The sequence below is a fragment of the Arthrobacter sp. ISL-5 genome, assembly GCF_018613835.1.
In the GTDB taxonomy this organism is placed as follows: domain Bacteria; phylum Actinomycetota; class Actinomycetes; order Actinomycetales; family Micrococcaceae; genus Arthrobacter.
The window spans coordinates 1-13,346 of sequence record NZ_JAGGPM010000041.1 but is presented as its reverse complement, the minus strand read 5'-3'; the positions used below and the strand labels follow the sequence as shown (position 1 = coordinate 13,346).

Genomic DNA, 13,346 nt, shown 5'->3' with positions numbered 1-13,346 from the left:
GGAATCCCATGACCAAAACGCTGTACGCCGAATTCACCGTGAAACCCGGCAGCGAAGCCCGCGTAGCGGAAATGATGCGCGAACTGACCGAGCAGGTGCGCAGGGAGCCCGGCAACAAGCTGTTCCTGCCCTACACGCGGGAAAACAATCCTCGGGAGTACTTCGTGTTCGAGGTATATGAAGATGCCGCGGCATTCCAAGAACACATCAGTGCGGATTACGGAGCCACCTTCAACGAGGAGCTGGCGAATCACATCGAGGAGGACGGCTCGGTGCTGACCTGGCTCCAGCCGGTTCACTGACCCGCACCTCAGGCTGCGCCCGACAACGATGAGGGCCGGTGCCCGCATGATTCATGTGGGCACCGGCCCTTTCGCTGGGGTCCCAGGAACCGGTGCTTCCGGTGACCTGCCGGGGACCTAGCCTCGGTTCTTAGTAGGTTTTTCCGCCGTCCCGAACATGGAATCGTTCAGCGGTGTGACGGTCAGCGACTTCAGCTGTGCGGTGCCGCCCTCGGCGAAGAGCGCCACCTGGTTTGCCCCCTGCGCGGGAAAAACCTGGTCTGTGATGGTCTGGAGCCCGTTCTGGGCGAAGACCTCCACGGACGACCTGTCAACGTAGATGCGCAGGGTCACGTTGCCGTTTGCGTCCACCGTGACGGGTGCCGAGTCCACCGAGGCGAAGAGCGGGTGGAAGCCGGTGTTCCCGGAGTTGCTCCGGTCCACGTACAGCTCTCCCGTTGCCTTGTCATAGCCGATGACGGTTGAGGTGCTGCCGTTCCCCAGGACCGTGATTCCCGCCTTCGACGCCGTGCCGGGAGCCAGGGTCACGTCGATCCGTTGCACCTGCCCGAAGGCGGCCGACGGCAGCGCATGGGTGCCCGGGGCAATGTTCCGTGCCCGCTTTTCTGCATAGCTCACGCCTTTGCCGAGGCCGTCCACCTGCTGGGTGGCCTTCTGCGTCAGTTGCGGACCGCTTGCCGTCTGGGTCAGCGCAACCTCTCTGGGCAGGGACATGGCGCTGCGCCACGGTGTTGTCGGAATGCTGTTGGCGTAGTCCCAGTTGTTCATCCAGCCGAGCATGATGCGCTTGTCCTGGGGCATGTTGCCGAACGAAACCGAGGCGTAATAGTCCCTGCCGTAGTCCAGCCAGTCGTAGGTCTGAACCCGGGGCGTTGCCGGCCGGGGTGATGCCACGAACTCATCGGCAAGAATGTGGCCCCAGCCGAACCGGTTGTTGTCCACCACCCTGATGCTGGCCCGCTGCCCTTTGAACTCCGCGACATTCCAGGATGCCCAGTCCAGGACTTCGCTGTTCGCACCGGTGGCCGTCCGGACCACCTGGCCGTCGACCACGAGGTTCACCGTGGTCTCGTCCGAGCGGGGAACGGCGTCCTGGTCCGTGAGCATGACGTGGTCCAGGGTGAGGTGTCCCCAGCCTCCGGTTGCCTGGTCCGCGATCCGCAGTTGTGCCTCCTCCCCGGCAAATTCCGACACATCCCAGCCCTTCCAGTTGAGGGCGCCGGCATCGTCGCCCGCGAGGCTGCGCACCACATTGCCGTTCACCAGCAGCTGGACCTCGAGGACCTGGCCGGAGTCCGCGGAGCGGTGCCCTCCGCCCACCAGCATGCTCATGAAGTTCCGGGAAAGGAGGAACGACGGCGACGTCATGGTTCCCTGCCTGTCGTCGCCGGGAGCTCCACCCGATTCGAACGTGTTGAGGCGCTTGGCGCCGATGAAGAAGTCACCGCCGGCGGTGGCGGGCTGGAACGCGGGGGCGAGGTCGCCGGTGCCTGTCCAGCCGGCGTCGGCCATCGTGGAACCGTCGGGGACTTCGAAGCCGTTGAACAGCAGATCCCCTGGCGGCGGCGTGTTGTCCAGCTTGTCCGAGACGCGCGGATGCTGGCCGCCGCCCACCAGGAAGTTGAGGTAGTCGCTGTCCACCGTGAATTCCGGGGAGTTCATGGAGCCGAGCGGCCAGTCGCCGTCGTTAAAGGAGTTGATCAGGCCGCTGCCGGCGAAACCGGTGACGGCGTTCTGCCCTGCCAGGGTTCCGGCCGCGGGGACCTCCCCGAACGGCCCGTTCTTCCCGTTGCCGGGTTCGTTTTTGACGGTCCAGCCGTTGTAGGTGCCGTCGTTGAAGCCCGCAAGGGGAGTGCCGGCGGGCAGCGCGTCGCTGGCCTTCGTGCTCTCGGAAGTGAAGGTGGTGCCGTCGAACTTGCCCACGAAATACTGGCCTGCCGACCCTCCGGCCACGCCGCCGGGGTTGATGTTCACCACCATGACCCATTTGATGTTCGATGGATCGCCGTCGACCGCGAGGGGGAAAAGATCGGGGCATTCCCACAGCCCGCCCGTGGCGTTGGCCGGACCGAATTCGCTGAGCGGCGTCCAGTCCTTGAGGTTGCTGGACTTGTAGAGCAGCACCTTGTGCTCCGTAGCCTCGACGGCGGTCATCACCCAGTAGCCGCCACCTCCGGGGGAGTCGTACCAGAACACCTTGGGGTCGCGGAAGTTCGCCGAATTGCGGTTGAGTACCGGATTGGCGCCGTACTTGGTCCAGGTCTGCCCGTCGTCCAGGCTGTACGCCAGCGACTGCGCCTGCAGCCCCCGGTACGGTGAGGCGTCCTTGTAGGCGCTGGTGAAGATTGCCACCATGGGAGGTTTCTCGGCCGTTCCGAATCCGGACGAGTTATGCTTGTCCACCACCACGCTCCCGGAGAAGATGTCCTGCTGGTCATCCGTGGGGATGGCCAGCGGCTGCTCCTTCCAGTGCACCAGGTCCGTGGACGTGGCGTGGCCCCAGGACATGTTTCCCCACGTGTTTCCCGACGGATTGTGCTGGTAGTACAGGTGGTAGATGCCCTTGTAGTAGACCATCCCGTTGGGATCGTTCATCCAGTTCTGTTTCGGCGTGTAGTGGATCGCCGGACGGTACTGCTCGTCTCCTAGAGTTCCGGTTGCCGGAGCCGGTGCTGCTCCTGCCAGCGCCGCGGCCAGGCTGAGACCCGCCATGGCCAGCGCAGTACATGCCTGCATTGTTCGTGAATTTCTTGTGAGCATATCGCTGAAATCGCCCTTCATCGCGCGTGTCTTCCGCAGACAACGTTGTCAGTGAGTGGAACGCTAGGTGATGTCCACGAGACAAGTCAACGGTCCAATTCCGTGGTGCCATCTGGCGGCGTCGGAGCCTTTCCGCGGCCCCATGACGGCAAGTGGCACCTCGATACCGTTGTCAGCTTAGGCATGCGTCCCCGCCGGCCCCGTGGTCGGCCTGCGAAGCGTGCCGTCAGCCGGTTGTTAGGGTGGAAGCATGAAACGAATCTTCCTCGCACTGTCCTTGCTCCCCGCGCTGGTACTTCTGGCGGGCTGCGGCCAGGCCCAGGAAGCCGTACAGAATGCGGCCAGCTCGGCGGCAACCGGGGTAGCCAACGCCGCGGCCGAGCAGGTGAAGGGCCAGATCTGCGCCTTGCTGGAGGACGGACTGGTCAGCGCGTCGGACAAGGCAGCACTGACCGGACTCGTGGCAGGCGCCGAAACCGCCGGCGTTCCGGCCGAGATCACGAGCCCGCTCAAGGAGATTGCCCAGGCCGGAGACCAGGTTCCCAGCGAGTCCGTCGCCGAGCTCCGGAAGGCCTGCACGGCATCTTGAGCCGCGCCGGCTTGTTGAGGCCGCGCCGAATCGTTTAGCGCGTGATGCTGAGTGACTCCACGGGCATTGCACATGATGCCGCTCTAGATTTCACCGTTTCTCCGGCGGCCCGGTTATTCCTTCCGGTGTCGTCGCACCAGTCGATGTTGTACGGCATGGCGGTCACTGCCGCGTCTCCAGCTGCCATGTGATCAGGGACGTCGAATGTGTAGGTGAATCCGCCGGCGTCGGTCATTGGGGTCGTTGTGTTGATAACCTCGATCCCTTTGCCGTCGGTAACGATGACTTGGATGCGGGCATTCGCACCGTAGCGGGGATTGCAGTCCGCATCAGGCGCTGTGACTGTCACCGTCTCTCCTGGTTTGGCGCTCGATGGGTTCACCGAATAAACGGGCGGTAAACATGGCGGCTCCCAGCTGGAGGAGGAAGTGCAACCGCCGGCAGTGGCTATCAAAGCGGCACCGACCACGACAAACATGGAGAATCGCCGGTTGCTGCTTCTCTCGCGATACCTGGAAGGGAACGCCATGTCCCTATTGTTGTTCCGCTGGCACGAACGCTCACGCAATACTGAAATTCGTACCCGTATCGTTGCGCTTCCTGCGACGTAGCTGATGGTGATAAATGTGCCCAAGCAGCCGGGTGCCAGTTCAGGCAGACATAAGTGCCAAATTTAGAACTGCGGATGTGACATGTGCCGCTCGAGATCTTTGGGCCGGCCCGCAGAGGCGAACGAATAACCAGGTAGCCCTCCCCACCTGACAGAGATGCGGAGGTATTCCACGAGGGTAATCCCTGATCGTCCGGCAACTCCGACAAGTCGACGGCGGGCAGGCATAAAGGATCAGGGTAGTCCGCGCCTGGAGGCATGGAGGCAGCTCGTGACGGAGGGCCACCGTGATAGTGGAGGGCAAGCGGCGGGCAGTCGCCCAACAGGCACACGCCTCCAATTTCGCACATGCTCGCTTTGAGGGCTTCGGGAAGCGGCCCCAGTGAGTCTTCCAATTTCCCGATCCGGTCGAACACGTCGCACGGCGGCGGGGCGATCACGGGAACATCTGAGGAGGCAGGCTCGAATCCGAGGCGGATGAGACCCTCCACGATGTGTTCGATGTGTGTACGGGCCCTCCTCATGGTCGAATGAGCTACTTCCTGAACTTCGGCCCGACGCGATGTTGGCAAGGGCCCCAGACGTCGTATCTCCGCCCACACCTCGGTCCACTCGCCAGCCTCGTATCGTGCCGCCAGAGACGTCATGCCCACAGATTACGCTGAACGGCAGCAGCGGCCCGCAATGGCTCCCCCAAACGCATTCCTGCTAACGAGGCGTGACGACTATCTGGACGTCGTCTTCGTACAGGAGGATTCCTGGATCATCCGAATAAAGCACCTGCCATTCAACGTCATAGCGGCGCAGAAGATCGGTGTAAAAATCCAGGCCGACCAAGAGATGAGTGGCTGTGCTCTTGAACCATGACTGCGCTAAAGGGTTGATTGCACGGTCGTAGATTGATTCATCTACAGTCGATGGGTCCACATATGCGGCGTCGTAATGATTGTTTGCGCACCGCCAGGAAGCCCAGTCTTCGCTGCTGAGCTTGCCGCTGTTTTCTAAACCATTAGCCAGGGCGAAGATGCCCGGGTAGCTGCCACGGCCATTGGGCGCGGTTGCCTGGTAACGGACAAATGTTGATTCCATGCGTCCTAGCTAATCATCTGCCCAAGTTTGCTTGGCGGCCATGCGCGCGTCATGGCCCGTAGCTCTGGACCCCGCCCGGCGTCGCCCTGCAATAATCGGAACCAACAGTTGCGCCCCACGCTGAGAGGCGGCCGGCCGCAACGGGCAGCACTGTAATTTCGGGCCGATCACAGCAGACGAGGCGGACATTAATGAAGGCTCCCAGCCAGCACGAGGCATCCTCCGGAACACCCGCCGATCCAGCCGCGAACCAGAAGGTTCCAGGCGCCGCACCTGGACAAGTGGAACCTGCACACCCTGGTGCCGGGCCGGCCGAATCCGTCAGCACCGAGTTGCTGCATTGGCTCTCGGAAGTCCACGGCGTGGAGACGTCGTACCAGGGCTGGGACGGACTTCCGCATGAAGTTGCGCCTGCCACGCTGGTCCGCGTACTGGCCGCCCTGGGCGTGCAGGCCCACACCGACCAGTTCATCGAGGCGGCACTGGCCGAAGCAGAGCTGGCGCCCTGGCGGCGGATGCTGCCTCCCGCCGTCGTGGTCCAGGAAGGCTCCCCGGCGCTGGTGCCGGTCCATGTCCGGCACGGTTCCCCTGTCCGGGTGACTGTCTCCACGGAGGACGGGCGGGAGCTCGTCGCCCCGCAGGAGGACATCCTGGTGGAGCCGCGCGTCGTGGATGGCGTGACCATCGGCAGGGCAACGTTCGATATGCCGGACAACACCGGTCTGGGGTGGCACACGCTGCGGGCTGAGTCGGATGGCAAGGTTGCGGAGGCCACGCTGGTGGTGGTTCCGGCACGGCTGTCCACGGCCGCTGCGTTGGAGGAGCGCCGCGGCTGGGGTCTGGCCACCCAGCTTTACTCCGTGCGCTCCAAGAGGTCCTGGGGCATCGGCGACTTCGCGGACCTCGCCGAACTGGCCGCGCTCGCAGGTGCCCACGGCGCCGACTACGTGCTGGTGAACCCCCTGCATGCGGCGGAACCTGTGCCGCCGATGGAGCCCTCCCCGTACTCGCCGTCCACGCGGCGCTTCTTCAACCCGCTCTACCTGAGGATCGAGGCGATTCCGGAGCTGGCCTACCTGAAACCGAAGGTGCAGGGAGTCATCCACAGCCTCAGGAAACAGGCGCGACAGCTGAACAAGGACACCTCTCGGCTGGACCGGGACAGGGTGTACGCCGCCAAGCTGGCAGCGCTGGAACTGCTCTATAAAGCACGCCGTTCGCCGTCGCGCCAGCAGGCGTTTGAGGACTTTTGCCGCACTGCCGGTGCGGGCCTGGACGACTTCGCCCTCTGGTGCGCCGTCCGGGAGGACCTCGACGCCGATGACCCGTTTTGGGCCGACCCTGCGGCGGCCCTGGGCTCGCCGCTGCTCGAGAGGCTGAGGAACGAACTCTCGGAACGGATCGACTTCCACCGGTGGCTGCAGTGGCTGTGCGACGAGCAGCTCGAATCCGCCCAGGCGACGGCCACTCGTGCAGGGATGCGTCTCGGCGTCGTCCATGACCTGGCCGTCGGGGCGGACCTCCAAAGCTCCGACGCCTGGACGCTGCGCGGGGTCCTCGCATCGGGCGTCAGCGTGGGGGCGCCGCCGGACATGTACAACCAGCTGGGGCAGGACTGGCACCAGCCGCCCTGGCATCCCACCCGCCTGGCCGAAGCGGGCTACAAGCCGTTCCGGGAGATGCTGGCAACCGTGCTGCAGCATTCGGGCGGCATCCGGGTGGACCACATCCTGGGTTTCTTCCGGCTCTGGTGGGTACCTGCGGGCAACTCGCCTACGGACGGTGCCTACGTCCGCCTGGACCACGACGCCATGATTGGCATCCTCGCGCTGGAGGCCCAGCGCGCCGGAGCCGTGGTGATCGGGGAGGATCTGGGCACTTTCGAGCCGTGGGTCCGCGATTACCTCGCTGCACGGGGCATTCTGGGCACCTCCATTCTGTGGTTTGAGAACGACGGCGATGCCCCGCTTCCGCCGGAACGGTACCGTGTGCAGGCGCTCTCCAGCGTCAACACGCATGACCTCCCGCCGACGGCGGGCTATCTCGCCGGGGATCACGTCACCCTGCGAAACGGGCTGGGCCTGCTGGAACGGTCCGCGGAGGAAGAACGGCGGGAACACAACGCCAAGCTGGAGAAAATGATGGCCCTGCTCCGGCACCGCGGCCTCCTCCCCGCCGACGAACCGGGCACCGAGCAAGAACGGATCGAGGCACTGCACCGCTTGCTCGCGCAGTCCCCGTCCGTCCTGCTCGGTGTGGCGCTTGTGGACGCCGTGGGTGAGCGCCGGGTGCAGAACCAGCCCGGAACCACGTCGGCCCAGTACCCCAACTGGCAGGTGCCGCTGGCAGATTCCGACGGTGAGTCCGTTCTGATCGACAGCCTGGAGGAAAACGAGCGGTTCAACTCGCTCCTGGCCGCGGTGGACAAGTCGCTCCGCGGCTAGGCCTCAGCTCTCTGCAGTAATCACGTGAGTGGTGTGGTCGTACCGGAAGGTGACCGGACCGCCGTCGTGATTCAACTGGATGTTGGGCCCGTTGGGCGCGCCGTCCTGGCCGTAGTTCTCGTCCCAGGAACCGTTGATGGCCGCCTTGAATTCGTATTGGCCCGCGGGAAGATCCGCGGTCAGATTCCAGGTGCGGCTGACCGGGTCCAGCGTCATGAATGCGGACTCGCACGCGGGCTGCCAGTCTTCCGGGCAACCCATTTCGGTGTTGAGGCTGCCCGCCACTGTGACGGATTCAGGCTGCGGTGCGGCTCCGACCAGCACGGTCCGCACGCCGCTAACCACGTTGAATCCGGGGCCGGCCGTCGTTGCCCGGTAGCGCACCTCTGTGCCGTCGGCCAGGTTCAACGGGGCGAGATCGTCCGTCACTGTGTAGGCGGGCGAGGAGTCATCGCCCTCACGGACGGCCGTCCAGGGACCCCCGGCCACGCTCCGTTCAAAGCCCACCACATGGCTGGCCTTTTCCGGATCCGCCGTGGCAACCACTTCCACGTTCCTTTGGACGGTGCTGCCTTCTTCCGGTTGCTGGATGGTGAGCACGGGTGCCGGAACCGTTGCGGCCCGTGCGCTGCTGACCGATGTGTGGCCCGCGTTATCCAGTGCCACGGCACGGTACTCCACCGTGGCACCCGGATTGAGTCCTGCAACATCGTGGAAGACGCGGTACGGGGCGGTGTCATCCGTGCCGATAGGCTCCCACTGCCCGCCAGCCTTCTTCGCCTCGAACGTCACCTCGTAGAACGAAGTACCGCCGACGTCGGCCGTCACCTGCATCCTGCCGTTATCACCCTGGGAGGTGGCGCTGGCCGCCGCGGAGACAGGGGCCTGAAGTGAGACCGCGGGCGCCGCTTTGGCTTTCGGAATCCGGCCCGATGACTGGTAGACAACCGCTGACAGCGGCGGAACCGTAACGGTCAGCTTGCCGTCCGCTGAGGTCTTGGATTCGGCAGCTGCGTCGCCATAGACGAGGCTGTAGTTGCGTTTCGCGATGTACGTGGGGACGGTCGCCGTCCGGGGCTGTTCGCTGTTGTTCAGTGCCACCACGTACTCCCGTTGGTCCTTCGCATCAGTTCGGGAAAACGCGTAGATGCCGGGGCCGTCGGCCGCGTACCGGTGCTGGTGGGCGCCGTCGCGAAGGGCCGGATGGTCCTTGGTCAGCTGCGCCAGTTCACTGATCTTGCCGTACAGCGGGTGCCCGGTGTTGAAGTTGTCGGTGCCATGCGTGGCGTCGGTGCCGAGCAGGTTGTCGTCGAGATATTCCGGCACCTTGCTGGCGAAGAGCGTTTGGCGCGCATCCTGATCCCCGCCGGGGCCGGTGAAGCCCTGCTCGTCGCCGTAGTAGACCACCGGGTTGCCGCGGGAGAAGTACATCAGCTCGTGTGCCAGTTCGTCGCGGGCCACGCGTTCGGCGTCATTCGCGTCCGGGTTGTCCGAGCTGATGAAGCTGCCGATCCTGCCCATGTCGTGGTTGCCCAGGAAGGTGGGCAGTTGGTACACGTTGGAGTCGGCATCGGTGTACCAGTCGTCCCCGGCGAAGAAGGCCTCGAGCTGCCTGGCGTCCTGGCTTCGGGACGCGAAATTGCGGGAGGCGTCCTGGAACGGGAAGTCCAGCACGGCCTGCATGCTGTTGCGCGTCGTGAACTGCGAAGTGAAGCTCTTGGATGTGTCGAAGACTTCGCCGAACATGAAGAATTCGTCCTTGCCCTGCTCCTTCGCGTAGCTGAGGACGTCGGGGCCGAACTCCTGCCAGAACTCGTCATTCACGTGCTTCATCGTGTCGATCCGGAAGCCGTCAACGCCGAAGTCCCGGATCCACGTCTGATAGACGTCCTTCATGCCGTCCACCACCTTGGGGTGTTCGGTGAACAGGTCGTCCAGGCCGAAGAAATCGCCGTAGTAGGAGTTCTCACCCGTAAAGGTGGTGTCCCCGCGGTTGTGGTACAGCGTGGGATCGTTCAACCAGGCGGGAACCTTCAGGTTCTTCTCCGCCTCATCAAGCACCGGCGTGTAGGGGAAGGATTGCTCTGCGTCCAGTTCCGGGAAGTCCGCCTGGCCGGCGTGGTCGCGGTCATCGAAGACATCCCCGGCGGCTGTGCGGTAGGGCTCCTTGTCCTTGGACACGTAGCCGGTGCGGGCGCCTTCCTTGTACCCGATGACGTCCGCCGTGTGGTTGGTGATGATGTCGAAGTACACCTTCATCCCGCGCGAATGGGCCTCGTCGATGAGCGCCTTCAGCTCCGCGTTGGTGCCCAGGTGGGGGTCGATCTGGGTGAAGTCCGTGACCCAGTACCCGTGGTAGCCGGCCGAGTTGTCCTCCGGTTGAACGGCCTTGTTCTTGAAGCTGGGCGTCAGCCAGATGGACGTGGTCCCGAGGCCCTGGATGTAGTCGATCTTGTCCAGCAGCCCGTTCAGGTCGCCGCCGTTGTAGAAACCCTTGCGCTGCGGATCGAACCCGGACACCATCGGATCCGGGCCGAGGCCGCCGTCGTCATTGGCCGTGTTCCCGTTGCTGAACCGGTCCGCCATGACGAAGTAGAAGTTCTCGTCAGTCACCGGCGCACGCAGGGAATGAGCGCCCGACGGCGACCCGGCCTTGGACGGGGAATACGTGCCCGACGGCGACCCGGGGCTTTGCGTTCCGGCCACGGCTTGGGCGGGAAGAGCGGCGCCAGCCAGAAGGACGAGAGCAGACGCCGCCGCGGCCGTGCGAAAGGAGGCTGTTTGGGCGGCTTTGCCGCTGGAGGGATTTTGGCGGCCGCGGCTTAGTCTGCGGCTGGGGTCGCTTTCGGCGCAGGCACCGGCGCCGCGGCGCAAGGACTTCCAGAGGGGATTAGGGAACATGGCTGGGGCCTTCCGCGAAGCGACGCTGCTCATCCGGGCTGATGTGTCCCGGAGTGCCTAGTCTGGTTGTCGGGTCTGACAGTCTTGCCGGTCGACATGTCCAGGCAGCGGAAACGCGGCAATACGCCTGCGGTCAAGCAGGTGTATTGCGAATGACGAATCCTGTATTGGGCTTGTCGATTTCTGGCTTAGCTTGCCACAACCAAGGCCGTGGGGGAACCCGCAACGAGCCGGTGGCGCACGTCCCCTGGCAGCCCGGTATCAGGATCCAGGCGGAATGTGGTCACATCGTGGGAGCGCTCGTGGGCCACGTGAAGCCAGCCATTGCGGACCAGGTGGTGCCGCGGCCAATCTCCGCCGCTGGCGAAGTCCCCGAGCGGCCGGAGCTGCCCGGTTGTGCCGTCGGTTGTGCCGTCCTCCACTTGGAGCACGCTGATCCGGTTGGAGCCGCGCACACCCACGTAGGCGTGCCTGCCGTCGGGAGCGAGTGCAATTTCGGCCGCGGAGTCACCCTCCTGCGCGCCGCCGGTCGTTGCCGGTCCCCGTCCGACCAGTTCGAACCCCCCGGTATCGGATGCCGCCCGTACAGCGAAGACCTCGATCGAATACTCGGACACCACGAACACCGTTCCGCCGGGATGCTGCACCAGGTGCCGAGGGCCGCTGCCCTTCGGAAGCATCACCTCGTGGTCCGCAGCAAGTCCGGCCCCGGGAACGTAGTTCCACACACGCAGCAGGTCATGGCCCAGATCCGTGGTCATGATCCTGCCGTCGGCCAGCATCAGGCTGGCGTGGGCGCGGCTCGGACGGCCGCCGTCGTCGGTCTCTGCGTCACCGCGCGGGTCCACAGACGGCTCCGCCGAATAGCGGGCCGTCATGCCGCCGTCGGCGTCCAGTTCGTAGAGCAACACCTGGCCATCGCCCCAACAGGCAACTATCAGGAACCTGCCCCCTGGATCGACGGCAACGTGGCATGCAGCCTCGCCGGCGGCCCACGGCTCCCCAGCCGCTTCGAGCCCGAATTCTCCCCGTCGGCGATAGGCCTGGACGGTTTTGGCGGTCTCGCCTACGGCGTAGACCACGGGAAGCGACGGGTGCACCGCAATGAACGACGGCGAGTCCGCCTTTGCAGCCGTGCCCAGCCAGGTGAGTGTCGCATCAGGATTAGCCGAGACGGCTCCGATGCCGGCCCCGTGGCCCCCACTGTCCGCGGTGTACGAGCCGGTCCAGATGAGCGTGTGATTGTCGCTGCGGGTCATCGTCCCATCCTGCCAAGAATTGCCGGGATTGGCGTCAGATAACATGGACTTTCGACGGGCTTACTTGAGGCCCTGAACTGTTCTGAAGACGCCGTTTTGAGGACTCCGGGAGGTGAGAACGATTCACGCAATGCCAGCCTGGGTTCTCCCTGCCCGCTGCCGGCCGGACCGCCGGGGCTAGTCGATGCACGGAGCGCCCATCGTTCAACCGAAGGACGCATCCATGCCCGTTCACCCCTCCCTGACCCGTTCCGCTGTTATCGCCCGGCTCCGCGCCGCGGGCTGTGTCTTCGCCGAAGACGAGGCCGATCTCCTCTTAGCCGCCCCCTTTGCCCCAGGTGAGTTGGCCGCGGCGGTCGACCGCCGGGTTGGCGGATTTCCCCTCGAACATATCCTTGGCTGGGCCGAGTTCTGCGGACTGCGGATCGCGGTGGATGCGGGGGTCTTCGTACCGCGCCGGCGCACGGAATTCCTTGTTAGCGAGGCGGCAGCGCTGCTTGCGGCGTTCGACGCCGGGCCGGATGGCGCCGTCCAACATTCAGCCGTCCATCAGCCAAGGGCGCACGATGTGGCGCCAGTAGAGCAGCCCGGCCCGTCGACTGCGTTTCAGGCCGTCCCCTCGGTCAATGCGGGAGCCGCCTCCCCAGCCGACGCGGCAGGAACGACCGGGGCGGCGGGAGTCGGGGCTAGGTCCACGCTATACACGGCGCGACAGGAGCGGATTGTCGTCGATCTCTGCTGTGGCTCGGGCGCGGTGGGTACCGCGTTGGCCGCGGCAGTCACGGGAATTGAGTTGCATGCCGCAGACGTCGATCCCTCCGCGGTGCGCTGCGCCCGCGGGAACGTTGTCCCGGCAGGCGGCCACGTCCATGAAGGCGACCTTTACTCGGCGCTGCCGGCCAGGCTGAGAAGCCGCGTTGACATTCTGGCAGTCAACGCGCCATACGTGCCCACTACATCCATCAGCAGCATGCCCCACGAGGCCCGGGTGCACGAGCCGCGAGTCTCGCTCGATGGAGGGACCGATGGGCTCGACGTCCAGCGAAGGGTAATCGCGCAGGCCCCTGCATGGCTCCGGACGGGCGGGCACCTGCTCATTGAAACGAGCCGCCGTCAGGCCCGGCAGACCGCGGCGGCCATGGCCCAGGGCGGCCTGACGCCCCGCATCGTCCGTTCGGAGGAACTGGACGCGACCGTGGTCATCGGGCGGCGGTAGCCTGGCGCGGCAGCCGACTGTGGGTTCCGGGGTTCATGTTCGGTGGTGGTGGTTGCGGCGGGGTGTTTGTTTGGGGTCGATGTGGGGTGGCGGGATGAACCAGGGGATGCCTGATCGTATGTGGATGGTCCATTGTTCTTTGTGGATGAGGTGGTGGTGGTGGGTGCAGAGGAGGG

Annotated in this window: 9 protein-coding genes; 4 read left to right on the top strand and 5 right to left on the bottom strand. The window is 64.9% G+C overall.

Annotation, left to right across the window (positions count from 1 at the left end; translation table 11 throughout):
* Positions 1–8: 8 nt before the first annotated feature.
* The gene (locus tag J7I89_RS20725; RefSeq protein WP_214974219.1) at positions 9–302 is read left to right on the top strand and encodes a putative quinol monooxygenase; all 294 of its coding nucleotides are present in this window, start codon (positions 9–11) and stop codon (positions 300–302) included.
* A 117-nt stretch (positions 303–419) separates the two neighbouring features.
* On the opposite strand, the gene J7I89_RS20720 is transcribed toward J7I89_RS20725, so the two are convergent.
* Positions 420–3,038, bottom strand: coding sequence for a GH32 C-terminal domain-containing protein (locus tag J7I89_RS20720; protein WP_214974217.1), 2,619 nt, complete (start codon positions 3,036–3,038; stop codon positions 420–422).
* Between the two features lie 274 nt (positions 3,039–3,312).
* Between J7I89_RS20720 and J7I89_RS20715 the strand changes: the two genes are divergently transcribed.
* Positions 3,313–3,651 (top strand): hypothetical protein, encoded by a 339-nt coding sequence (locus J7I89_RS20715; RefSeq protein ID WP_214974215.1) that lies wholly within the window; start codon positions 3,313–3,315, stop codon positions 3,649–3,651.
* A gap of 34 nt (positions 3,652–3,685) precedes the next feature.
* Here J7I89_RS20715 and J7I89_RS20710 read toward each other — a convergent pair whose 3' ends face one another.
* Both J7I89_RS20710 and J7I89_RS20705 read right to left on the bottom strand, forming a co-directional pair.
* On the bottom strand, positions 3,686–4,000 hold the full coding sequence (locus J7I89_RS20710) for a hypothetical protein (protein ID WP_214974207.1): 315 nt from the start codon (positions 3,998–4,000) through the stop codon (positions 3,686–3,688).
* Between the two features lie 969 nt (positions 4,001–4,969).
* Complete coding sequence (locus J7I89_RS20705; protein WP_214974205.1) at positions 4,970–5,350, bottom strand: hypothetical protein; 381 nt, start codon at positions 5,348–5,350, stop codon at positions 4,970–4,972.
* 191 nt (positions 5,351–5,541) lie between these two features.
* On the opposite strand from J7I89_RS20705, the gene malQ reads away from it, so the two are divergent.
* A complete protein-coding gene (gene malQ, locus J7I89_RS20700; protein WP_214974203.1) occupies positions 5,542–7,794 on the top strand; it encodes a 4-alpha-glucanotransferase in 2,253 nt (750 codons plus the stop codon).
* Between the two features lie 3 nt (positions 7,795–7,797).
* Here the strand turns inward: malQ and J7I89_RS20695 are convergent, their stop codons facing one another.
* Positions 7,798–10,695: an alpha-amylase family glycosyl hydrolase gene (locus J7I89_RS20695; protein ID WP_214974201.1), complete on the bottom strand. Its 2,898-nt coding sequence runs from the start codon at positions 10,693–10,695 to the stop codon at positions 7,798–7,800.
* A 188-nt stretch (positions 10,696–10,883) separates the two neighbouring features.
* Entirely contained in the window at positions 10,884–11,954 is a 1,071-nt protein-coding gene (locus J7I89_RS20690) for a beta-propeller fold lactonase family protein (RefSeq protein WP_214974193.1), read from the bottom strand.
* Positions 11,955–12,177: 223 nt separating this feature from the next.
* On the opposite strand from J7I89_RS20690, the gene J7I89_RS20685 reads away from it, so the two are divergent.
* Positions 12,178–13,170, top strand: coding sequence for a putative protein N(5)-glutamine methyltransferase (locus J7I89_RS20685; protein ID WP_251045655.1), 993 nt, complete (start codon positions 12,178–12,180; stop codon positions 13,168–13,170).
* Positions 13,171–13,346 lie beyond the last annotated feature (176 nt).

Coding starts and splice junctions, on each gene's coding strand:
- J7I89_RS20725 (WP_214974219.1), top strand. CDS start 9: ATGACCAAAACGCTGTACGCCGAATTCACCGTGAAACCCGGCAGCGAA.
- J7I89_RS20720 (WP_214974217.1), bottom strand. CDS start 3,038: ATGCAGGCATGTACTGCGCTGGCCATGGCGGGTCTCAGCCTGGCCGCG.
- J7I89_RS20715 (WP_214974215.1), top strand. CDS start 3,313: ATGAAACGAATCTTCCTCGCACTGTCCTTGCTCCCCGCGCTGGTACTT.
- J7I89_RS20705 (WP_214974205.1), bottom strand. CDS start 5,350: ATGGAATCAACATTTGTCCGTTACCAGGCAACCGCGCCCAATGGCCGT.
- malQ (WP_214974203.1), top strand. CDS start 5,542: ATGAAGGCTCCCAGCCAGCACGAGGCATCCTCCGGAACACCCGCCGAT.
- J7I89_RS20695 (WP_214974201.1), bottom strand. CDS start 10,695: ATGTTCCCTAATCCCCTCTGGAAGTCCTTGCGCCGCGGCGCCGGTGCC.
- J7I89_RS20690 (WP_214974193.1), bottom strand. CDS start 11,954: ATGACCCGCAGCGACAATCACACGCTCATCTGGACCGGCTCGTACACC.
- J7I89_RS20685 (WP_251045655.1), top strand. CDS start 12,178: ATGCCCGTTCACCCCTCCCTGACCCGTTCCGCTGTTATCGCCCGGCTC.